This window comes from Nesterenkonia sphaerica (assembly GCF_005771565.1).
GTDB classification, from domain to species: Bacteria; Actinomycetota; Actinomycetes; order Actinomycetales; family Micrococcaceae; genus Nesterenkonia; species Nesterenkonia sphaerica.
In genome coordinates this window covers 81,474-102,597 of sequence record NZ_VAWA01000009.1, presented here as the reverse complement: position 1 = coordinate 102,597, position 21,124 = coordinate 81,474, and the positions used below count along the sequence as shown (strand labels likewise).

Genomic DNA, 21,124 nt, shown 5'->3' with positions numbered 1-21,124 from the left:
CACCGGCGTTCACCAACGGTTATCCCAGATCCGACCGCGCGTTCACAATTCATCTATACGTTTGATCGCGTAACGAGTAGTCGTATAGAGGACTCGCAATGATTGAACTCACGGATGTCAGCAAGACCTACCAGGGCGGAGTGCAAGCCCTCGGGACCACCGACCTATCGATCGAGAGCGGAAAGGTCACCGTACTCCTCGGCCCGTCGGGGGCCGGCAAATCCACTCTGCTGCGGTGCATGAACCTGCTCGTGACCCCCAGCACCGGAACAGTGCGGGTCGAGGGCGTCCCGGCACTCGAATCACGCAAAGACCTGCGCCACCACCGCAGACGCACCGGAATGGTCTTCCAGCACCACCAGCTCATCCCCCGGTACACGGCGCTGCGGAATGTGCTCCTCGGCAGGCTCGGTTACTACAGCTTCTGGCGCAGCCTTCTGCCCTTCAGCCGGAGCGACGAACGCATCGCCCTCGAATCGCTCGACCGAGTCGGGCTGCTGGACAAGGCCCTGACCCGCGTCGACAACCTCAGCGGCGGTATGCAGCAGCGCGTGGGCATCGCCCGCGCTTTGGCCCAGCAGCCGGACCTGATCCTGGCCGACGAACCGGTCGCCAGCCTCGATCCCGCCTCGGCGCGTCGCGTCATGGACCTGTTGCGCCGCGTCTGCCAGGAGAGCGGAATCACCCTGATCGCCAGCCTTCACCAGGTCGACCTCGCGCTCGAGCACGCCGACCGCATCGTGGGCCTCGCCCGCGGGCGGATCGTCTATGACGGTCCCGCTGCCGGCGTCACCGACGCAGACCTCCGCCTGATCTACGAAGGCGCGCCGGACGATTCCCGATCCGACGCCCCTGTAAGAGCCGGTCAGGACACGCTTGCGGCCGAGCGCTCCTGACCAGAGCCGCTCAACCGAACTCAGTCGCACCCACCACGACATCGAACGACCCATTGCACGACCCGACTCACCAAGCGACACGACTCACCCCAGGAGTGAATCACCATGATCGGACGCCCCCGTTTCACCGCTGCTGCGGCAGCCCTGCTGACTTCCGCCCTCCTTCTCTCCGGCTGCGGTGCCGCCGGAGAGGCGAGCGCCGCACCCGACACGCTCCGGGTTGCCCTGCTGCCCGACGAGAACGCCTCGGACGTCATCAAGAACAATGAACCGCTCAAGAAGCACCTCGAAGAGGAGCTGGAGATGGACGTCGAGCTCGTCGTGACGACCGACTATTCCTCGATGATCGAGGCGATGTCGCGCGGCCGCCTCGAACTGGCCTATTTCGGTCCTCTCTCGTACGTTGTCGCACAGGAAAAGGCCGATATCGAGCCCTTCGCGGCCCTGCAGGAAGTCGACGGCGAGGACCCGACGTACCAGTCGGTGTTCATCGCCAATGCCGACGCGGGAATCGAGAGCCTCGCCGACGTCGCCGGCAGGACCGTGGCCTGGGGAGACCAGGCGAGCACGTCCAGCCACCTGATCCCCAAGGCCATGCTCGCTGAAGAGGCCGACCTGCGCGTCGACCAGGGCGACTACGAGGAGCAGCACGTCGGGTCTCACGACGCAGTCGCCCTCGCAGTGCAGAATGGCAACGCCGATGCCGGTGGCATGAGCCTGCCCATCTACGAGCGCATGGTCGAGGAGGGCGTCATCGACTCCGAGAAGGTTGTGAAGGTCCAGGAGTCCGAGCCCTACGCCAACTATCCGTGGACGATGCAGTCGAATCTTCCGGAGGACGTCAAGGGGAAGCTGCGCGCGGCGTTCCTGGAGCTCGAGGATCCGGCCGTGCTCGAACCCTTCGACGCCACCGGCTTCGAAGAGGTCACTGACGCGGACTACGACGCGGTGCGCGACCTCGCGCCGCTGCTCGACATCAACCTCGAGGACTACCAGTGAGCGGCCCCGGAAGCGCTACTCTCGAAGAGCAGCGGGAGCAGGAGTACCGGCAGATCTCCGATCATGCACGGTCGGGGTGGAAGCGCTCGATCGCCGTCGGTGGGTTCATCCTCGTCGTCGTGGTGGTGAGTGCGTGGGTCGTGGGAATGCTCGACGGCACGCGCATGATCACCGGTCTGGCCGACATCGCCGACCTGCTCAGCGAGATGTGGGTGCCGGACTTCACCAATATCAACAGCTGGTGGGGCCCGCTGTGGGATTCGATGACCATGAGCATCGCCGCCACGGCGCTGGCAGTGGTCCTCTCCGTCCCGCTCGCACTGTGCGGGGCCCGCAATACATCACCGCATCCGGCGCTCTACTGGGTTGCGCGCCTCTTCCTCAACGTGCTGCGTTCCGTGCCCGAGCTGATCATGGCCATCGTCTTCGTCGCGGCGGTGGGCTTCGGGGCTCTGCCCGGCGCGCTGGCGCTGGGCATCCATTCCGCCGGAATGGTCGGCAAGTTCTTCGCCGAGGCGATCGAGCACGCGGACAACGCACCCATCGAGGCGGCCCGCGCCACCGGGGCCGGACCTGCACAGGTGATCCTGCACGGCATCCTGCCGCAGGTGCTGCCGCAGCTGGCCGACGTCACCGTCTACCGCTGGGAGCTCAACTTCCGCGCCTCGGTCGTGGTGGGTGTCGTCGGCGCCGGGGGCATCGGCTTCGAACTGATCGCCGCTCTGCGCACCCTCCAGTACGACGAGGTCGCCGCGATCCTCCTCGTCATACTTGCCACTGTCACCGTCGTCGACGCCCTCGGCGGAGCTCTGCGAAAGAGGTTCCAATGATCAACCAAGCCCATCGCCCGGTGGTTGTCCTCACCCACCGGGTCCACCCGCAGATCCTCGACGTGCTGGGCGAGCGGTGCAAGGTGATCGCCAACCAGAGCGACGACAGCCTGTCCGCGGACGAGGTGCGGCGCCGTGCAGCCGAGGCCGACGGACTGATGGTGTTCATGCCCGACCGGATCAACGCGGACTTCCTCGACGGGTGCCCGCAGCTGCAGGTGGTCGCCGGGGCCCTCAAAGGCCACGACAACATCGACATCGAGGCATGCACGGACCGCGGAATCTGGCTCACGCGGGTCGAGGATCTCCTCACCGAGCCCACGGCAGAGCTCGCGGTCGGCCTGCTCATCGGACTCGCACGGCACATCGTCGCCGGCGACCGTGCTGTGCGCGCCGGCAAGCCGGGGTGGCGGCCGACCCTCTATGGCAGCACTCTCGTCGGATCGACGATCGGCATCGTGGGCGCGGGACGGCTGGGCCGCGGCGTGGCACGGATGCTCACGGGATTCGACGCCCGGCTGCTCTGCTGCGATCCCGCGCCCGCTTCGCCGGCCGGCGAGGAGGTGCCTCAGATGGAACGCGTCGAACTGCCGGAGCTGCTGGAGCGCAGCGACTCCGTGATCGTCTGCGCTCCGCTCGACGACAGCACGCTGCACCTGCTCGACCGCGACCGGCTGGAGTCGCTGCGACCGGGCGCACTGCTGGTCAACGTCGGCCGCGGTTCGGTGGTGGACGAGCGCGCCGTGGCCGGACTCCTACGCAGCGGGCACCTCGGCGGGTTCGCCGCCGACGTCTTCGAGTTCGAGGACCTGTCGCGCCCGGACCGGCCAGCGGCCATTCCCGAGGAGCTGATCGACATGGGCGACCGGACGCTGTTCACCCCGCACCTGGGATCGGCAGTGGCCTCTGCCCGGCTCAGGATCGAGGAGCACGCCGCCCGGGCGATTCTGCAGGCACTCGACGGTCAAGTGCCCGACGGTGCGGTCAACCAACCTCAGAGGGACGTTCGTGTCTCGCCCCGGGGATGATGGAGGCAGTGAAGCCACGGAAAGGACTTCCCTGTCATGCCTGCACCACGCAAGTACCCCGACGAGCTGCGCGAGCGAGCGGTTCGCATGGTCCTCGATGCCCTGGAAGACGAACCCGGCTCGCAGCGAGGAGTCTTCCGCCGAGTCGGTGAGCAGCTCGGCATCAACCCCGAAACGCTGCGCGGCTGGGTCCGTCGAATCCAGATCGACGCCGGCGATCGCCCGGGCACGACCACCGACGATGCCAACCGCCTGGCTGAGCTGGAGAAAGAAGTCCGCGAGCTCATCGAGACCGGATCGCCTTCGCCCGGGTCTGTTCCGGTGTCTTCGAGCGCGGCATGGTGGCCACGCACGCGCAGACCGGGAAGCCGTTTGCCACCAAGTACGCGCAGAAGGCATTCGGCCGTGAGCGCGAAACAGTGGACACCGCGTGGCCTGGGGACGTGGTGGGCCTGGTCAATGCGGCCGCACTGCGGCCCGGTGACACACTCCACTCGGGCACCGGCCCGGTGCGCTACCCGCGGCTGCCGCACTTCGCCCCCGAATACTTCCGCGAGGCCCGCTGCGCCGACGCCGGCAAACACAAACAGTTCCGCCGGGGCATCCGCCAGCTGGGGGAGGAGGGCATCGTCCAAGTCCTGCACTCGGAACGCCGTGGCGCCCAACACCCCGTGCTCGGCGCCGTGGGTCCCATGCAGTTCGACGTGGTCCTGGAACGGATGCGGGGCGAATTCAACGCCCCGCTCAACCTGGACACCCTCGACTACAGCTTCGCCTGCCAGATTGACCACGAGGCCGGAGAGGTGCTTGCCGGTCACCGAGACTGCGAGGTGGTCACCCGCGACGATGGGACGCTGCTGGGTCTGTTCCCCAATCCGTGGAAGCTGCGCAGCGTCAAGCGTCAATACCCTGACCTGACCGTGGAACCCATGCGCGGCATTGCAGAGCACCTTCCTTCCGCCGCCCACCGGTGATAACTCCCGATGCTTCAGACCTGCGCAGGAGCGCTGTGACCCAGCCCGATGCCCGAATGCACTGGATGGACTTTCTCCGAGGTGTCGCGGTACTCCTGGTGGTCGTGCTCCACGCTGCTCAGCACGGCGGGGCCACCGTGCTGTGGTGGGATGAGGCCAACAGGTACCTGGCTCCCTTCCGGATGCCGCTGCTGATGTTCCTCTCGGGGCTGCTGCTGACGCGCTCGCTGGCCAAACCGCTGCCGCTGTATCTCTGGGGAAAAATCGCGGCCGTGGGCTGGCCGCTGCTGGTGTGGCTGAGCCTCTACGGACTGCTCATCCGCGGCGGACTCGGCCTGCCGGAGGACATAGTCGACTATCTGGCCACAGGTGACTACCTGTGGTTCCTGATGGCCCTGCTGATCTGTTACGCCGTCGGGGCAGGTTTCCGGCCGCTGGTGGTTTCCGACCCTCGCACCGGTGGCTGGGCATTTCTGGCGCTGTCGGCGGTGATGATGTTCACCATGCTGATCAGCGGCCCCATCGCTGGGCTGGCCGGCAATACACTCTGGTACGGCTCCTTCTTCTTTCTCGGGGCATGGGCTACTGCCCGGCTGCACCGGTGGACTGCTGCCCCCTGGTGGGCCGGGACATTGCTGCTGGCGCTCCTGCTGGGCATCTCAGCCCTCGGGGCCAACGGGGCAAACGCGGAGCTGCGCACCCCAGCAATGGCAGGTGTAGCCGTGGCCGGCATCGCGGTGGTGATCTGGCTGGCACCGCGCATTCCCCGCTCCGGTGCCTTCCGCCTGATCAGCTGGACGGGCCGGCACTCGATTGTGGTCTATGTGGCCCACTTCCCGGTGGTGATCTTCCTCCGCGACACCGTACTGAGCCAGGGGGAACTCTCCGCCGGTGTGCATGTCGCCGTCATCACCGTGCTGGCCCTGGCTCTGACGATGCTCATCCTCGCGGCCCGCCCCTGGACGCCGTGGTTGTACGTAGCGCCAGGCAGCGCCCATATTGCGGCCCGTCTGCGGTAGTGCCGCACCGGCCCTATGTGGACATCGCACTGCAGACCTGGAAGGGTCCCCCATGGAAATTTCACAGTACTGGGACGGCTGGGAGCCGATCGTGCACACGTTGGTCACCTTGGTGGCCGGCTACCTCACCCTGTTGGTGCTGCTGCGCATCTCCGGGGCCCGCACCATGGCCTCCATGACACCGCTGGATCTCATCATCGCGGTGACCATCGGCTCTGCCTTCGGCCGGACCGTCACCGCAGTGGAGGTGCCACTGGCGCAGACGATCTTCGCATTGGTGCTGCTGGTGCTACTGCAGTGGGTGCTCGCCTGGGTCCGCGGCCGCTCCCCGCGGATCCGCAGGCTGGTCGACTCCCCGCCGGTGCTGGTTTACTATCAGGGCAGCTTCCAACGCCGGGCGATGCGGAAGCACCAGCTGGTGGAGGATGATGTGCACACTGCAGTGCGCACCTCCAGCAAAGGGGCGCTCCACGAGGTCTCAGCGGTGGTGCTGGAGCAGAACGGCACGCTGGAAGTCATTGGTCATGACGCTCTGGGGGATGCCTCCAGCGTCCTGCCCTACACCGGCGCACCCGAGTCGACATAGCCCGTATCTACCGCGAAAGGACCTTCCGATGACCACTTCTCTCTGCGCACCGGATGAGCTGCGCACCACCTTGGCCTCCGGCGAGGCTCCGCTGCTGGTGGATGTGCGAACCCCCGCCGAGTTCGAGACCGTCCGAATCGCGGGATCTCGGAACCTGCCCCTGGACCAGCTGCAGCGGAATCCTGAGGCTGTGGCTGCCCGGCTGCCTGCAGGCACCGTGCTGGTCTGCCACTCGGGCGCTCGTTCCAAACAGGCCGCAGCGGCTCTCTCCCGGGCCGGCTCGGATGACACTGCGGTACTGGCCGGTGGCATCGCTGGTTTTCAAGACACCGGCGGCGAGGCCGTACACGAGACTCAGCGGTGGGCCATGGAGCGCCAAGTGCGCATGGTCGCCGGCACGCTGGTGGTGGGAGGACTGCTTGGTGCCAAGCTCATCGACCGCAGATTCGCCTACCTCTCGGCTGGTATCGGCAGCGGACTGATCTTCGCCGCGGCAACCAACACCTGCGCCATGGCCAGGGCGTTGAGCCTGCTTCCCTGGAACCGGACTGATGACCACCCCACAGTGGAGACCTTCCTGCAGGAGATCCCGGACGCCGGCCGTTCCTGACACCGCCGTCCGATGACCATTCGTGAACTGCGCATTCACGGGGTGGGCGGGTCGCCCGGTGCCGCCATGCTGGGGGTGAAGCCAGGGGACGCGAAGGTGATTCGGCAGGGTCGGCGGACCCAGGTGCTGGCGCGCCGGAGGGATCCGCGGGTGGAGGGGTACGACTGGGGGCGGCTGACCACTGACTCGCCGCTTCAACCCCTGTGGGTGCTGCTGCTTCCTTTCACGCTGGTCAACGTGGCCGGATGGGCCCACGGTGACTTCTCCAGCAGCCGGCGTCGCCTCCTCGCCACACGTGGGGCTGTCCACGCCTCCGCGGGGCTGCTGACCGCCACCTACACCTTGTGGGCGGCAATCATCGGTGTCGACTACGTCGGCTACCAGGCCATCGGGAGGTGGGGTGAGACCGCGCAGGTCTTCGGCGTCGTATTGGGGTTTCTCCTGGCTGCAGGGGTCCCCGCTGTTCTGATGACCATTGCCAATGTCACCCGGCGGCGCTTCGAGAAGCCGGAAGCCGGCTACGGCATCGGCACCCGCGACGGTCAAGCCCGCTGGGCAGCCCAGGAGGACCTCAGAAGTGAACAGTTCTTCGCCCACGATCGAAGCCTGAAGAAGCTGCTGGGGTGGCACGGGGTGATCACTGCGATGAGCTTCGCGGCAGTGGTGTGGATGGTCCTCGTCCAATGGGGGGAGCCCAATCTGGGACTGGGACGTCTCTTCCTGCTGGTCGGTGCGCTGCAGGTGGGGAGTATCGCCGCCCTCGCAGTGCTCTGCTGGAATCCGGCGGGCAGGTACGCGGACCTGTCTGCCGGGCGAGCGCTGCCGGCGGCGGCAGTGACTCTCGCGGTGGCGCTGAGCAACGGAGTCTGCGCCGGATTTGCGCTGCTGGTGGCTCAGCTGATGGGGATCCCCTGGGACCGCTGGGGGCAGGAGCTGGGCCTGATCGAATCATTCGTCACCACTGTGGTGCTCTGGGCCGTGGCGTTCGGCGTGTGGAGAGCACGACGCCGCGGCCGTGCCAATGCCGATGAGCTGCCTTCCCGCACCGTGGGAGACGACGAGCCCGATGGTGTCACCGAGGAGCTCCGAGCCCAGGTGGCCAGGCAACGATCACGTGCCGCCGCAGCGCGCCGAGCCCCGCAGCTGGTCACCGTATTTGCCGGACTGTTTCTGCTCTCTGCAGTGGTGTCTGTGGTGATGCGGTTGGATCTGTCCCAACCTGTGATGGACTGGGTGCCTCCACCGCAGCGCAGCGTGCTCTCCACCGTGGCGGCGATGCTGCTGCCTGGCATCCCCGTAGCAGCAATGGTGGTGGTGTGGCAGTCGAGTCGGAATGCCGTGTTGCGCCGGACGGTCGCCATTACGTGGGATGTCCTGACATTTTGGCCCCGGAGATACCACCCTTTCGCTGTCCGCCCCTTCACCGAACGCGCGGTGCCGGAGTTTCAGGGGCTGATCACCGAACGGATCCGCAGAGATGAGGGGTTGATCGTCTCCGCGCATTCTCAGGGCTCGGTGCTGGCGCTGGCCGCACTGGCGCCGATGGGTGCGGCCATGCTGCACCGCTGCGGCGTGCTGACCTCAGGCTCGCCCATCACCGCGCTGTATGGCCAGGTGTTTCCGGCCTACTTCGGTCAGCGTCCGGTGGATGACTTGAAGGAGCGCACGGACCCCAGCTGCGGCGGCTGGGTCAACCTCTACCGCCTCACGGATCCGATCGGCGGACCGGTAGTGGGCCGCGGTGACCCGGCGGTCGATGTCTGTGTCCCGGACCCGGCTGAGGTCTCGGCGGTAAGCTTTCCGATCGCTCCGGATGATCCTGAACCGCTGCGGCAGCCCTGGGCCGATGTGGCGGGACATCGGGATTATCAGAATGAAAGCGTCTACAAAGCCACGGTGCGTGAGTTCCGCCGGAGATGTGGACCGTGAACGTGCTGGGCCAGCCGCAACGTCGGACTTCAATTAATAATTGCGTTATATAACGCAATATGCAAATATAGTGCCATGCATGCGCTGGATGTTCTGGGAGAACCCGTCCGACGCCGAATCGTCGAGGAGCTCGCTCGCGGCGCTCGTCCCGCTGGCGCACTGGCAGATGTGCTCCATGGCGAGTTTGGCATCAGCCAGCCTGCCACCTCGCGTCACCTCCGTGTACTGAAGGAAGCCGGCGTCGTCGAAAGTGCCGTCGATGCCCAGCGGCGCGTGTATTCGCTGACACCAGCGGCGGTCACCGATGTCACGGAATGGGCGCAGCGGGTCTCGCTTTTCTGGACCCAACGGCTCGATGCGCTGGAAACCGAAGTGGCTCGAGGCCAAACAGCCCGTAAGAACGTGGAAAGGAACCTGTCATGACGTCAGCGAAAGCAACAGACTTTGCACAAGTCAATACCACGGGGGAGCGGGCGAGCATACGGTTCGAGCGCATACTGACCACAGATGTGGATGATGCCTGGCGGATCATCAGTGACCCCCAGAGAATCGCCCGGTGGTTCGCTCCTGTGACCGTGGCAGACCGCGAATGGGCGACCTATTGGGATGACGGCCGGGAGTACGCCCGAGGGGAGATCCTCCGGTGCGAACCTCCGCAGGTGATCGAAGTGAGCTGGTTCGCCAGCGATGACGCCGAGCCGTTCACCGAGACCATCCTGCGCGTCACTTTGACCCCTCACGACGACGGCGTGCTCCTGGTGCTGGAGCACGAAGACCTCCTTGCCGCCGACGTTCTCCAGTACGGCCCAGGGTGGCACGCCTTCCTCGAAAGACTCCCGGCGGGGGAGCCGGACAGTGACTTTTCCTCCCGGTTCGCAGAGCTGACGACTCAGTACGCCCGGCATCTCGAATAGCCACAGGCATTCAGCCAGCAGTGGAGTCGCTTCGGAGCGCAAGTCCCTTCTCGTGCATCGCCTCTCTCAGTCCAGGCAGAATTCGTTACCCTCAGGGTCAGCCATGACAATAAATCCGGTGCTCATGGGTGGAGCCGGCTCATGGCGTTCCAGCCGGCTGGCGCCCAGTCCCACCAGCCGAGCGCATTCCTCCTCCAACGCGGCCATTTTCTCTCCACCGGCGAGACCAGGGGCAGCACGCAGGTCAAGATGCAGCCGGTTCTTGGCGGTCTTTCCTTCCGGAACACGTTGGAAGTACAGCCGTGGGCCCCGTTGCTCCGGATCCTCTAGGGCCGAGGCACTGTTGTGTTGGTCCTCCGGAACCCCGGCTTCGGTGAGAAACGCATCCCAAGCCTCCTGGCCATCCTGACCGGGTGGCAGCTCCACCCCCGGTGGGGCGGGGTGCAGGTAACCCAGAGCTTCAGCCCAGAACGCTGAAAGTGCACGGGGGTCGTGGGCGTCAAAGGTGATCTGGATCTGAGTGCTCATGCCGCAGCCAGCCCGTTTTCCAGACGTGCATAGCTAAGTTCCATGCCGTCGGTCATCCCGGTCTCCAGGGCGGCGTCGCGCAGCTCCTGGGTGGCGTAGGTGATCAGCAAGGTGAGCAGGGTCCCGCTCTGGACGGGGATCAGTGTCTGCACGTTGAGAGTTGGCGGGCCCGGCATGTCCTCCATGGCTTCGGTGGTGACCTCCCGGTGCGGAGGATCCGACTCCACCAGTTCTCCCGTAATGCTGAACCCGGTCTCGCTGTCGGCCTTCACCCAGGTGAACCGGTAAGGCCCTCCCACCGTGTCGGCGAGCTGGCACTCGGCCAGCTGCCAGCCGTCAGGGCCGAACAGCCACTGTTTGAGCAGCTCCGGGTCGTGATGCGCCCTCCAGATCTGTTCCACTGTGCCGCGAAGAACCCGGCTGAAGCGCACCTGGGTCTCGGAGAGGATCTGGGTGTCCACGCCACGATCCGCGGAGAAGCTTGCTGTATCTGCCACGACGTCGTCGATCTGGCTCATTGCCGCGCGGGTGCCTTCCTCCATGCCCATCTCAATCAGCTGCTCCAGCTCGGCAAGACTGTTGAAGTACGTGGTGGTCACCAGCTGCGAACCCGTCTCGGTGTCAGCAAACGTCAACACCATGCGCATGGAGGGCATGTCATTCTGGGGTTGGCCGTCCTCGGTGGCGAAGCCGTCAAGGACTTCAATGGAGCGCCCCGGCTCCACGCGGGTGAACTCCCAGTAGCCGTGTGAGCGTTCGCCCTGCGGCCCAGTCATGTAGTACTCGGAGCGGCCGCCGGGGTAGAGGTCATGGCGGAGAAAGGTGGCTGGCCATCCCGGCGGGCCCCAGAACTTCTCGAGCTGACGGGGGTCGGCGTAGGCGTCCCAGAGGCGTGCGCGCGGCACGGAGAAGTCCGCGACGATGGTCATAGTGAGATTGTCGAGGTCCTTGTCGACCGATGTGACCGGCATGGTGTGGCCTTTCTCTCAGTGGTGGTGCTATTCCTCGGCGAGGAGTGCATCGAGCTGGGCGAGGCGGTGTTGCCAGATGCGTTCGTAGGTCTGGAGAAGCCCCTGTGCTTTGCGCAGCGCCTGCGCGTTGGCGCGTATGTGCCGCATGCGGCCGCTGCGGTGTTTGGTCACCAGCCCGGCCCCCTCCAGGACGGTGATGTGCTTCTGAACGGCTGCGAAGGACATGTCATAGCGCTCCGCCAGATCAGAGATGGAGGCATCCTCAATCAGGGTGCGCTGAACGATGTCTCTGCGGGTGGCATCGGCCAGGGCGCGGAAGATGCGGTCCACCTCATCGTCACTGAGTCTTGCGTCTACATCCGGATATACAACCATTAAGTTGCATATTAGGTGTGCGCCGTGAGCTGGTCAAGGGTTGGGGCCTTCAGTCTTTAGTGTTGACGCGAATGTCCCCGTAGCCTCCACACGGTCCTCTCTCCAGGGTCGAGAAATGTGCGGAGGCTACGGGGGCTTGACGTCTCGGCCGACGTCAATGCGGCGGGAGCGGCCTCAGCTCCATGGGATGAACCCGAGGACCAGCGCGAGCACCAGGGCTACCACAGAGAAGACCCACATGGGAACGAACGAATACCGGATGTGCTTGCCGATGTCACAGCCGGCCAGTCCGAGAGCTAGCCACAGGGCGGCGGAGAATGGGCTGATGAAGGTGCCGATGATATTGCCCACCAGCACGGTGTAGACCACGGAGATCGTCTCCACGCCTGCCTGTCCGGCGACACCCTCCACCACGGGCAGCAGCGCGAAGTAGTGCGCGTCGGTGCTCAGCAGCAGCTCCAGCGGCAGGCCGAAGAAACCGACGATCAGGTGCACATAGGGAACGAGGGCCGCCGGCAGGATGGCGACGGCATTGGTGGCCAGTGCGTCAAGCATTCCGGATTCTTCGAGAATGCCTAAGAAGCAGCCGGCGGCCAGGACGATGGCACCAGTGGTGATGGCGCTGCCACCATGATTCTTAATGGTCTCCATCTGGTCGCTGACCTTGGGGTGATTGACCACCAGGGCTGCGCTGAGCCCCAGCATGAACGCCAGTGGAGCTGGCAGGATGTCCGACACCAGAAGAGCGAGCATGCCCAAGACCAGGGCGATGTTGACGGCCATCTTCCACCGCGGGGTGGGCTCATCTGAGTCCTGAGCGCCCCACACGTCGTCGGCTTCCCCGCGGTACTTGTCTCCCGCACCCGGTGAATGCCCAGCGCCTGTCCCGGCTGATTGGTGGCCAGCCGGGACAGACTCGGCGCGCCCGTGCGCTGCGACGGTGACCAGCTCGCGCTCTGCTGCTTCCTCGACCTGGGAGTCCTGGAGCTCAACGGGGGTCTCCTGGGTCTCTACTGCCGTGCCGCGGGCAGCAATCCTGCGCTTCTCCCGCATCCCCAGCAGGACGGCAGCTACCACGAGCATCAGCAGGCAGAGGACCTGCACGGGGATCAACCCTCGCCACAGTGCGATGGGATCCATACCGACCACCGCAGCCGCACGCGCCACTGGGCCGCCCCACGGAAGCATGTTCAGCACCCCCATGCTCATCCCAGCCAGCAGCAACAGTAGGTAAGGGCTCATGCCCAGGTGGCGGTACAGGGGGAGCAGTGCGGGGATGACGATCAGGAAGGTGGAGGCGCCTGCTCCGTCCAGGTGGCAGACGGCGGCCAACAGCACGGTACCGACGCAGATGGCGATCACATTTCCGCGCGTCAGCCGGACCACAAGCCGAACCAAGGGGTCGAAGAGCCCTGCCTGGTTCATGATCGCGAAGAACAGGATCGCAAAGATCAGCATGACGGCCACATCCAGTACTGCGCCTATGCCTTCGCCGAAGAAATCTCCGATCTCGGTGAAGGTGAAGCCGGCCAGCAGCGCTCCTGCGAAAGGTATGACCGTGAGTCCCACGATCGGGGCTATCCGCCCCATGATGAGCAGCGTCGTCATAGTGACGATCACTGCCAGGCCAATTAGGCTGAGCATGGTTTTCTCCTTGGTGCGGTTCTGCGGGTAGGTTCGGTCTCAGGAAATGTGAGCCACGTGACAGTATTGAATGCATGTGACCGGCCCCACAGTTTTGTGCACATTGGCGCATTATTGGTCGTATTGGTCTCAGAGGCGGGGGTTGCCGGAGAGTTCCGGGTCCCGCGTGACAGGGGCAAGAGGAGGGTCTAGTGGCCGTCATGACACGCCGTCGGCGCCACGTCCATCGCGAACTCTCGTTGGACCATCGGCTCTTTCGGTGGAACATGGTGCTGCTCATTGGGGCAGTCACCCTGGTCAGCCTGCTCTGGGGCGTGAACCAGTACGTCGAGGTCCGCCAGCAGTATGAGGACCGAGTGCTGACGATGGCCGAATCCGTTGCTGTGATGGAGACCGTGCAGGAGGCACTGGAGACGGAGGATCCTTCACAGATTCTTGCACCGTGGGCCGAGACGCTGCGTGAGGCCACAGGTTACGAATACATCATGATCGCCGATAGCGACGGCATCCGACAGTCCCACCCGGACCCCGCCGCCATCGGCCAGCGCCCCGATCTTGACCCCGCAGCCGTGCTGGCCGGCGAGACGTGGACCGGGGTGGAACATGGTTATGCGGGACTAACCATGCGAGCCCGGGTCCCGGTGTTCAATGAGTCCGAAGAGGTGATCGGGTTCGTCTCTGTGGGTATTCTCGCCTCCGAGGTCCAGCTGGCCTCAATTGGAGAGCTGCCCCTGATAGCGGGGGTGGCACTGCTGGCCGTGGGTATGGGCGCTGTCGGCGCCCGATCGTTGGCGCGCCGGCTTCGCGCAGAAACCCACGGGCTTGAGCCCCGGGAAATTACAGCGCTTCTCGATGGCCGCGAGGCGCTGCTCTACGCTATTGGAGAAGGCGTGATCGGCCTGGATCATGCCGGACGTGTGGTGCTGGCCAATGCGCCGGCACAGCAGCTTCTTCGGCTTCCCGAGGAACACCTGGGCCAGACCCCGGCGGAACTCGGGCTGGGGCCAGAAGCCCAAGCTGTGCTCAATGGGACTGAACCTGGCGAGCATCTGCTTCTGAACCAGGATGGCTTGATTCTGGTCTGCACCAGGAGACCTGTGCGGGTGCGTGACCGTGACGGCGGCGTCGTCGTGACGCTGCGTGACCGCACGGAACTGACACGACTCAGCGACCAGCTGGACGGTGCGCGCACAGTCACCGATGGGCTGCGTGCCCAACGGCATGAGTTCGCCAACCGCATCCACACTGTGGCCGGCATGTTGGAGCTCGGCGCCGTGGACGAGGCCCAGGAGTACCTCTCCGAGCTTTCGCTGGCCACTTCCGGTGCTGATGCGGAGATTGCCGCCAGCCTGCAGGACATGACGGTGGCGGCACTGGTGCTGGCCAAATCCGTGCAGGCGGCCGAACGAGGCGTGCACTTCCACCTGTCTGCGCTGTCCCACTTGCCGAAAGATCTGCCGCACGACCTTCGCGATGACCTCCTTCTGGTGCTCGGCAATCTCACGGACAACGCCATGGACGCTGCCGGTCCGGACGGCTGGATGGAGCTGATGGTGCGCCAGCACGGCGGAGGAGAGAACGCTGTGCTGGAAGTCCGAGTCATTGACTCCGGTCCAGGTGTGGACAGTGCAATTGCTGACGAGGTCTTCAGCATGGGGAGCTCCACCAAGGATCTTTCCGGAGAAGGGCGAGGCCTGGGCCTGGCACTGGTTCGTCAGGCCTGCCTGCGGCGCGGCGGGACAGTCAGCGTGGACACGGAGGATGCGACTACCTTCTGTGCCTACCTCCCGGTGCGGCATAAGGTGGGTCCATCATGAGCCTCCCCTCGGACCACTCCGCAGCCGGGTCCCGCGCCGTCGGCCCGATCACCGCGCTGATTGTGGACGATGATGTGCGGGTGGCACGTAATCATCGGGAGCTGGTCAATTCTCTGCCTGGGTTCGAAGTGCTTGCCACGGTCCACACCGCAGCGGAGGCCCTCGAAGCAGTCCGGCAGCATCGTCCCGAACTGCTCTTGCTGGACCTCTTCCTGCCCGACGGCACTGGCTTGGCCGTCCTGGAGAAGCTGCGGAGTTCGGTGTGGTTGCGAGAAGTGGGCATTGTGGATGTAGTCCTGATCACCGCGCTGCGCGACGTCGAGCAGGTCCGTCACGCGATGGCCATGGGGGCGCTGCACTATTTCATCAAGCCATTCCCGCTGCGTCAGCTGCGCGATCATCTGGAACGCTATGCTGCTGCGCGGAAGCGCATGGATGCCATGTCCACGGTGACGCAGAAGGACGTCGAGACGCTGTTCGGGATGATGCGCCCGGCCGCCTCGCGCTCGATGCCCAAGGGGCTCACTCCGGCGACCGTTGAGCGAGTTGCTGAAGCTTTGCGATCCGCACAGGAAGATGTCTCCGCTGTTGAGGTCTCCGACCGGACCGGGATCGCACGCGTGACGGCCCGCCGGTATTTGGAACACCTGTGTGCGGAGGGGCGGGCGGAGCTGACGCTGCGCTACGGTCAAGCCGGCCGACCTGAGCACCGCTACCGTTGGGTGCCGTGAGCCGGTGGTGGCCCGGCAACGGCGTGGTTGTGTCCGCCTCCGTTGGCGACGCAGGATAGAGCAGTGACCCTCAGCACCTACCTTGCGTTCCTCGGCGTGGCCGTGATCCTGGCTGTCACGCCCGGTCCGGACACACTGCTGTCGCTGCGCTACGCGCTGGTCTCCCGGCGGGCTGGGGCGGCAGCGGCCACAGGATCCTCCGTGGCAATGTTCGTCTGGGCCGCGCTGGCGGCTTTGGGCCTGGCTGCGCTGTTCGAAGCCTCCGACATCGCCTACTACGTCGTCAGTCTGCTTGGCGGCTGTTATCTGCTGCTGCTGGGCGCGCGCACCTGCTGGACCGCACGCGGACGGTTTCGTGACGCAGCAGTCATCAGCGCTGCCCGACTCCAGCAGGCCACGCCCGCGCAGCAGCAGAGCACCACGCCGCTGACTCCGCTGTTCGCCGGTATGGCCACCTGTATGACCAACCCCAAGGTGGGACTGTTCTTCCTGGCGCTGTTTCCGCAGTTCACCCCCACCAGCATGGGCCCGGTCTTCGCCATTGTGGTCCTGGGCGGCACAGTGGTGCTCACCGTGTTCGCGTATCTGATCAGCGTGGTGCTGCTGGTCGATGCAGCCAACCGCTGGCTGTCCAACCCGCGCGTGACAGGGTGGATCGAGCTGGTCAGCGGCCTGACTCTGCTCTGCCTGGGGCTGTACATGGTGATCGCCGGCACGCTGGGGCTGCTTCCCTGAGCCCTTAGGATGGTCGGGTGACTCCTGAAGAACTCTCCGCCCTTGTGAAGACCACCCTTGCTGAGGCCGTCGACGCCGGCCACATCACCTTGGAGGCCCTTCCGGAGGATGTGCGAGTGGAGCGGCCCAAGAGCCGCGACCACGGGGACTGGGCCACCAATATTGCCCTGCAACTGGCCAAGCCAGCCCGGATGGCCCCGCGCCAGCTCGCCGAGATCCTCACCTCCCGGTTGGCGGAGCACACCCAGGTGGCCAGCGCGGAAGTCGCTGGTCCCGGCTTCATCAACGTCACGCTCGACGCCGCAGCTTCTGGCCAGTTGGCCCGCACGATTGTGGAGGCTGGCGCGGACTACGGTCATAACCAGGCCCTGCAGGGTCACGTGATCAACCTGGAGTACGTCTCGGCCAACCCCACCGGTCCGCTGCACATGGGGCACACCCGGTGGGCCGCCCTGGGGGATGCGCTGCTGCGGCTGCTGCGCGCCTCCGGTGCGCAGGTCACCGCCGAGTACTACATCAATGACGCCGGCAACCAGATGAACGTCTTCGCCGCGACCGTGCTTGCTGAGCTCCGCGGCGAGGACCGGCCGGAGAACGGATACCCCGGCGAGTACATCAATGAGTTGGCCGAGACCGTCGCCGCCGAGCGTCCTGACATCCGAGACCTCCCCCGCGAGGAGGCCCTGCCACTGGTCCGCGACCTGGCCTACCGAGCGCAGCTGGCCCAGATCCAAGACACCCTGGCCAACTTCGGAGTCCACTTTGACGAGTGGTTCTCAGAAAAGTCCCTGCATGATCAGGGGAAAATCCAGGCAGCCATCGCCACCCTGCGCGAAGAGGGCCACATCGACGACCGCGACGGCGCAGTCTGGCTGCGCACCACCGACTTCGGGGATGACAAGGACCGGGTGCTGATCAAGGAGGACGGCGAGCCCACCTATTTCGCCGCCGACGCCGCGTACTACTTGAGCAAGCGTGAACGCGGCTTCAGCGAAAAGATGTACATCCTTGGAGCCGACCACCACGGCTACGTAGGGCGGCTCAAAGCCATGGCCGCCTGCGCCGGCGACGACCCCGAACGCAATATCGAGATCATCATCGGCCAATTGATGAGCGTCAAAGGCGCCCGGCTGTCCAAGCGCAAGGGCAATGTGATCGCACTCGATGACCTCATCGAATGGCTGGGCACTGACGCGCTGCGCTACACCCTGGCACGCTACCCGGCCGACTCGCCTATCGACGTCGATCCTGAGGTGCTGCAGTCGAAGACCAACGACAACCCGGTCTTCTACGTCCAGTACGCCCACGCCCGGGCATGCAACGCCGCTCGCAACGCCGAGGCGCAAGGGGTGGATCACTCAAGCTTCGATGCCGCGCAGCTCAACCACGTGCGGGAGGAGGAACTCTTGGCGCATTTGGCCACCTTCCCCACCACCGTGGCGCGAGCAGCGCAGCTGCGCGAACCGCACCGGGTCGCGCGGTATCTGGAGGACCTCGCCGGCGCGTATCACGCGTGGTACGCCAAGTGCAGGATCGCGCCCTCCACCTCCGAAGACGGCACCGTGGCTCCGGTGACGGACCTCAATCGCAGTCGGCTCTGGCTCAACAGCGCCACGGCGCAGGTGCTCAGCAACGGGCTGGCGCTGCTCGGGGTCAGCGCGCCGGAGCAGATGTGAGGCCGCCCCGATGACTCTCCACGCACACCCCCTGGCCCCGGACTGGCTGAGGCCGCGGGAAAACACCGACGACCTCGAGGCGACACTGCTGCCCAGCACTGCTGCCCGCAGCTCCGACGGTGAGCTCACCGTCGACGGCGTACCGGTGAGTGAACTCGCCGCCACCTACGGCACCCCGCTCTACGTGGTCTCCGAAACCGACTTCCGCGCCAGGGCCCGCACCTTCCGGACGGCATTCAACGCGGCTTTCGCCCCGGAGACCGAAGTCGACGTCTTCTACGCAGGGAAAGCCTTCCTCTCCACCCACGCCGCGCGCTGGGCCGCCGAAGAGGGGCTGAACATCGACACCGCCAGCGGCGGCGAACTTGCCATCGCGCTCGCCGCAGAAGTGCCCCCGGCGCGCATCGGTCTGCACGGGAACAATAAGTCGGATGCGGAGATCACCCGCGCAGTGGAACTGGACCTGGGTCGCATCATCGCCGATTCGGTGGAGGAGATCGGGCGGATCTCAGCCATTGCCTCCGGCTTAGGCCGGACCGCCTCGGTCATGCTGCGGCTGACCCCAGGGGTGCACGCCTCCACCCATGAGTACATTGCCACTGCCCATGAGGATCAGAAGTTCGGGCTCTCACTCACCCCTGTCCCCGGAGCCACCTCCGACTCGGCCAACCCTTATTTGGGCTCTCCGGCGTGGACAGCGGTCACCGAGGCGCTGGCCGCACCAGGAGTGAGACTTATCGGCGTGCACTGTCACATCGGTTCGCAGATCTTCGAACCCGCCGGTTTTGAACTCGCCGCCTCCAAACTGATCGACTTCCTCGCCCGTATTGAGGCCAGCCACGGTGTGGCCCTGCCGGAGCTCGACCTTGGCGGAGGTCACGGCATCGCCTACACCGAGGCCGACCACCCGCGCTCACCCGAGGCGATCGCCCAAGCGCTGGCCGCCGCAGTCCGCGCCGCCTGCCGCGAACACGCGATCGCCATCCCGCGGCTGAGCATTGAACCCGGACGCAGCATCGCCGGTCCGGCCGGCATGACGCTCTACAGCGTCGGCACCACCAAAGATGTCGTGGTCACCGACGGTCTCAGCCGCCGCTACATTGCTGTGGACGGCGGCATGGGGGACAACGCCCGGCCTGTGCTCTATGACGCCGACTATTCAGCGGTCCTGGGCTCGCGACGAGTCACCGGAGAGCATGTGCTGTCTCGCATTGTGGGAAAGCACTGCGAATCCGGAGATATCGTGGTCCGAAACGTATACTTGCCACCGGCCGTGACCCGGGGGGACCTCATCGCAGTACCGGCCACCGGGGCCTACTGCCACTCGTTGTCGAGCAACTACAACTATCTGACCCGACCTGCCGTAGTCGCCGTCAGAGACGGCCATACCCAGGTGCTGATCCGGCGGGAGACCGAAGAGATGATGCTCGCCCGCGACACCGGCTATCCCGCCTAAGCCGACAGACGTTCGCGTCGGCCCAACCGAACTCCACACTGAAGAGGTGATCATGGCCCTGCCGCCGCAGTCCACATCGAGCGAAACGATCACGATCGGCCTGCTCGGGGCCGGCAACGTCGGTGCCCAAGTGGCCAAGACGCTCGTGGAGGAGCGGGAGCTGATATCGGCTCGGGTCGGCACACCGGTCAGGCTCCTCGGCGTGGCCGTGCGCGACCCGGAGGCTCCCCGGGACTGGCGCATTCCGGGGGAGCTGCTCACCACTGATGCGGAAGCACTGGTGGACCGGTCGGACCTGGTCATCGAGCTCATCGGCGGTATGGAACCCGCCAGCGCACTGATTGAGCGCGCGCTGCGCCGGGGAGCAGCAGTGGTGACCGGCAATAAGGCACTGCTGGCCAGCCGAGGCGCCGCACTCAACGCGATCGCCGCAGAGACCGGGGCACTGCTGCGCTTCGAAGCCTCCGTCGGCGGGGCCATCCCGATCCTGCGCCCGATCGAGGAATCCCTCTCCGGAGACCGGATCACCAAGGTGATGGGGATCGTCAACGGCACCACCAACTATGTGCTGGATCAGATGGACACCACCGGGGCCGCGTTCGACGACGCCCTGGAGGAGGCGCAGAAGCTCGGCTATGCCGAAGCCGACCCCACCGCCGACGTCGCCGGGCTCGATGCCGCTGCCAAGGCAGCGATCCTCGGCACCCTGGCCTTCCACGCGCCCTTCAGCTTCGACGACGTCTACTGCGAAGGCATCACCGAAGTCACCCGGGACGATATCGAGGCCGCTGCGGCCTCCGGGTACGTGGTCAAGCTGCTGGCCATTGCTGAGAAGCACACCCGCAACCAGGCACCTGGGGTGGTGCTGCGGGTCCATCCCACGCTGCTTCCGCGGACCCACCCGCTGGCCAGCGTGCGCGGAGCGTTCAACGCGGTCTTCGTGGTCGCTGAGAACGCCGGCGAGCTGATGTTCTACGGCCAGGGGGCAGGTGGACGTCCGACGTCGAGTGCAATCATGGGCGATGTGGTCGCCGTGGCCCGCCGGCTGCGCACCCCGGTGCCGGAGGCTCCCACCATCTCCCGCGAGGTCCACCTCCCCCCGCTGCCGCTCGACAAAGCCACCACGCAGTACTACATCGACATGGAGGTCGCCGACCGCGAAGGAGTGATCGCCGAGATCGCCCGGGTGCTGGCCGACCATCACGTCTCCATTGAGTCCATGCGCCAACCCGGCAGCGTCACCGTCGAAGGCGAGGTCGAAGACAGCGACAACGGCGCCAAAGTGCAGGTGGTGACCCACCTGGCGACCGAAAAGGACCTTCGCGAGACAGTGGAGGAGCTGCGCGGACTCGACGTGGTCAAGACGGTAAATTCTGTGCTGCGCGTCGAAGTCGAGAAGTAGGGAG

General features: G+C 65.6%; 21 protein-coding genes and 2 pseudogenes. 19 read left to right on the top strand and 4 right to left on the bottom strand.

Annotated elements, in window-relative coordinates; all coding sequences use genetic code 11:
- Positions 1–98: 98 nt before the first annotated feature.
- The 13 genes and pseudogenes from phnC (at position 99) to FEF27_RS08570 (ending at position 9,785) form a co-directional block, all read left to right on the top strand.
- Positions 99–896: a phosphonate ABC transporter ATP-binding protein gene (phnC, locus tag FEF27_RS08625; protein ID WP_138170447.1), complete on the top strand. Its 798-nt coding sequence runs from the start codon at positions 99–101 to the stop codon at positions 894–896.
- A 105-nt stretch (positions 897–1,001) separates the two neighbouring features.
- Positions 1,002–1,895: a phosphate/phosphite/phosphonate ABC transporter substrate-binding protein gene (gene phnD, locus FEF27_RS08620; RefSeq protein WP_138170446.1), complete on the top strand. Its 894-nt coding sequence runs from the start codon at positions 1,002–1,004 to the stop codon at positions 1,893–1,895.
- Positions 1,892–2,725: a phosphonate ABC transporter, permease protein PhnE gene (gene phnE, locus FEF27_RS08615; protein WP_137319275.1), complete on the top strand. Its 834-nt coding sequence runs from the start codon at positions 1,892–1,894 to the stop codon at positions 2,723–2,725. The genes phnD and phnE overlap by 4 nt, the downstream gene beginning before the upstream one ends.
- Complete coding sequence (locus tag FEF27_RS08610) at positions 2,722–3,753, top strand: phosphonate dehydrogenase (RefSeq protein ID WP_138170445.1); 1,032 nt, start codon at positions 2,722–2,724, stop codon at positions 3,751–3,753. Before phnE ends, FEF27_RS08610 begins: the two co-directional genes overlap by 4 nt.
- 36 nt (positions 3,754–3,789) lie before the next feature.
- Positions 3,790–3,978, top strand: a pseudogene (locus FEF27_RS13860) (transposase); the annotation flags it as partial.
- 68 nt (positions 3,979–4,046) lie between these two features.
- Positions 4,047–4,238: pseudogene (locus tag FEF27_RS13855) on the top strand (peptide chain release factor 3); the annotation flags it as partial.
- Between the two features lie 24 nt (positions 4,239–4,262).
- Positions 4,263–4,727, top strand: coding sequence for a hypothetical protein (locus FEF27_RS08600; RefSeq protein WP_424991675.1), 465 nt, complete (start codon positions 4,263–4,265; stop codon positions 4,725–4,727).
- Positions 4,728–4,762: 35 nt separating this feature from the next.
- Positions 4,763–5,746: an acyltransferase family protein gene (locus FEF27_RS08595; RefSeq protein WP_138170443.1), complete on the top strand. Its 984-nt coding sequence runs from the start codon at positions 4,763–4,765 to the stop codon at positions 5,744–5,746.
- A gap of 52 nt (positions 5,747–5,798) precedes the next feature.
- Positions 5,799–6,332: a DUF421 domain-containing protein gene (locus FEF27_RS08590; RefSeq protein WP_138170442.1), complete on the top strand. Its 534-nt coding sequence runs from the start codon at positions 5,799–5,801 to the stop codon at positions 6,330–6,332.
- 28 nt (positions 6,333–6,360) lie between these two features.
- Entirely contained in the window at positions 6,361–6,942 is a 582-nt protein-coding gene (locus tag FEF27_RS08585) for a rhodanese-like domain-containing protein (RefSeq protein WP_138170441.1), read from the top strand.
- A 12-nt stretch (positions 6,943–6,954) separates the two neighbouring features.
- The gene (locus FEF27_RS08580) at positions 6,955–8,871 is read left to right on the top strand and encodes a hypothetical protein (protein WP_138170440.1); all 1,917 of its coding nucleotides are present in this window, start codon (positions 6,955–6,957) and stop codon (positions 8,869–8,871) included.
- Positions 8,872–8,946: 75 nt separating this feature from the next.
- Positions 8,947–9,294 carry an ArsR/SmtB family transcription factor gene (locus tag FEF27_RS08575; protein ID WP_138170439.1) on the top strand — a complete coding sequence of 116 codons (348 nt, stop codon included), beginning with the start codon at positions 8,947–8,949 and terminating at the stop codon, positions 9,292–9,294.
- Positions 9,291–9,785, top strand: a complete 495-nt coding sequence (locus tag FEF27_RS08570) for an SRPBCC domain-containing protein (protein ID WP_138170438.1) — start codon at positions 9,291–9,293, stop codon at positions 9,783–9,785. Before FEF27_RS08575 ends, FEF27_RS08570 begins: the two co-directional genes overlap by 4 nt.
- Before the next feature lie 66 nt (positions 9,786–9,851).
- Here FEF27_RS08570 and FEF27_RS08565 read toward each other — a convergent pair whose 3' ends face one another.
- The 4 genes from FEF27_RS08565 to FEF27_RS08550 all read right to left on the bottom strand — a co-directional run bounded on the left by FEF27_RS08565 (position 9,852) and on the right by FEF27_RS08550 (position 13,303).
- The gene (locus FEF27_RS08565; protein WP_138170437.1) at positions 9,852–10,313 is read right to left on the bottom strand and encodes a VOC family protein; all 462 of its coding nucleotides are present in this window, start codon (positions 10,311–10,313) and stop codon (positions 9,852–9,854) included.
- On the bottom strand, positions 10,310–11,284 hold the full coding sequence (locus FEF27_RS08560; protein WP_138170436.1) for an SRPBCC family protein: 975 nt from the start codon (positions 11,282–11,284) through the stop codon (positions 10,310–10,312). Before FEF27_RS08560 ends, FEF27_RS08565 begins: the two co-directional genes overlap by 4 nt.
- A 27-nt stretch (positions 11,285–11,311) precedes the next feature.
- The gene (locus FEF27_RS08555; RefSeq protein ID WP_138170435.1) at positions 11,312–11,659 is read right to left on the bottom strand and encodes an ArsR/SmtB family transcription factor; all 348 of its coding nucleotides are present in this window, start codon (positions 11,657–11,659) and stop codon (positions 11,312–11,314) included.
- A 174-nt stretch (positions 11,660–11,833) separates the two neighbouring features.
- Positions 11,834–13,303 (bottom strand): CitMHS family transporter, encoded by a 1,470-nt coding sequence (locus FEF27_RS08550; RefSeq protein WP_138170434.1) that lies wholly within the window; start codon positions 13,301–13,303, stop codon positions 11,834–11,836.
- Between the two features lie 200 nt (positions 13,304–13,503).
- Here FEF27_RS08550 and FEF27_RS08545 point away from each other — a divergent pair, with 200 nt between their 5' ends.
- From FEF27_RS08545 to FEF27_RS08520, 6 genes are all read left to right on the top strand, one after another.
- Positions 13,504–15,120 carry an ATP-binding protein gene (locus FEF27_RS08545; RefSeq protein ID WP_243729168.1) on the top strand — a complete coding sequence of 539 codons (1,617 nt, stop codon included), beginning with the start codon at positions 13,504–13,506 and terminating at the stop codon, positions 15,118–15,120.
- Positions 15,117–15,851, top strand: coding sequence for a response regulator (locus tag FEF27_RS08540; protein ID WP_138170433.1), 735 nt, complete (start codon positions 15,117–15,119; stop codon positions 15,849–15,851). Before FEF27_RS08545 ends, FEF27_RS08540 begins: the two co-directional genes overlap by 4 nt.
- Before the next feature lie 63 nt (positions 15,852–15,914).
- On the top strand, positions 15,915–16,586 hold the full coding sequence (locus FEF27_RS08535) for a LysE family translocator (RefSeq protein WP_166429970.1): 672 nt from the start codon (positions 15,915–15,917) through the stop codon (positions 16,584–16,586).
- A gap of 17 nt (positions 16,587–16,603) precedes the next feature.
- On the top strand, positions 16,604–18,262 hold the full coding sequence (gene argS, locus FEF27_RS08530; RefSeq protein ID WP_138170431.1) for an arginine--tRNA ligase: 1,659 nt from the start codon (positions 16,604–16,606) through the stop codon (positions 18,260–18,262).
- Positions 18,263–18,272: 10 nt separating this feature from the next.
- Positions 18,273–19,718, top strand: coding sequence for a diaminopimelate decarboxylase (gene lysA, locus FEF27_RS08525; protein ID WP_138170430.1), 1,446 nt, complete (start codon positions 18,273–18,275; stop codon positions 19,716–19,718).
- A 52-nt stretch (positions 19,719–19,770) separates the two neighbouring features.
- Entirely contained in the window at positions 19,771–21,120 is a 1,350-nt protein-coding gene (locus tag FEF27_RS08520) for a homoserine dehydrogenase (protein ID WP_138170461.1), read from the top strand.
- Positions 21,121–21,124: the final 4 nt, after the last annotated feature.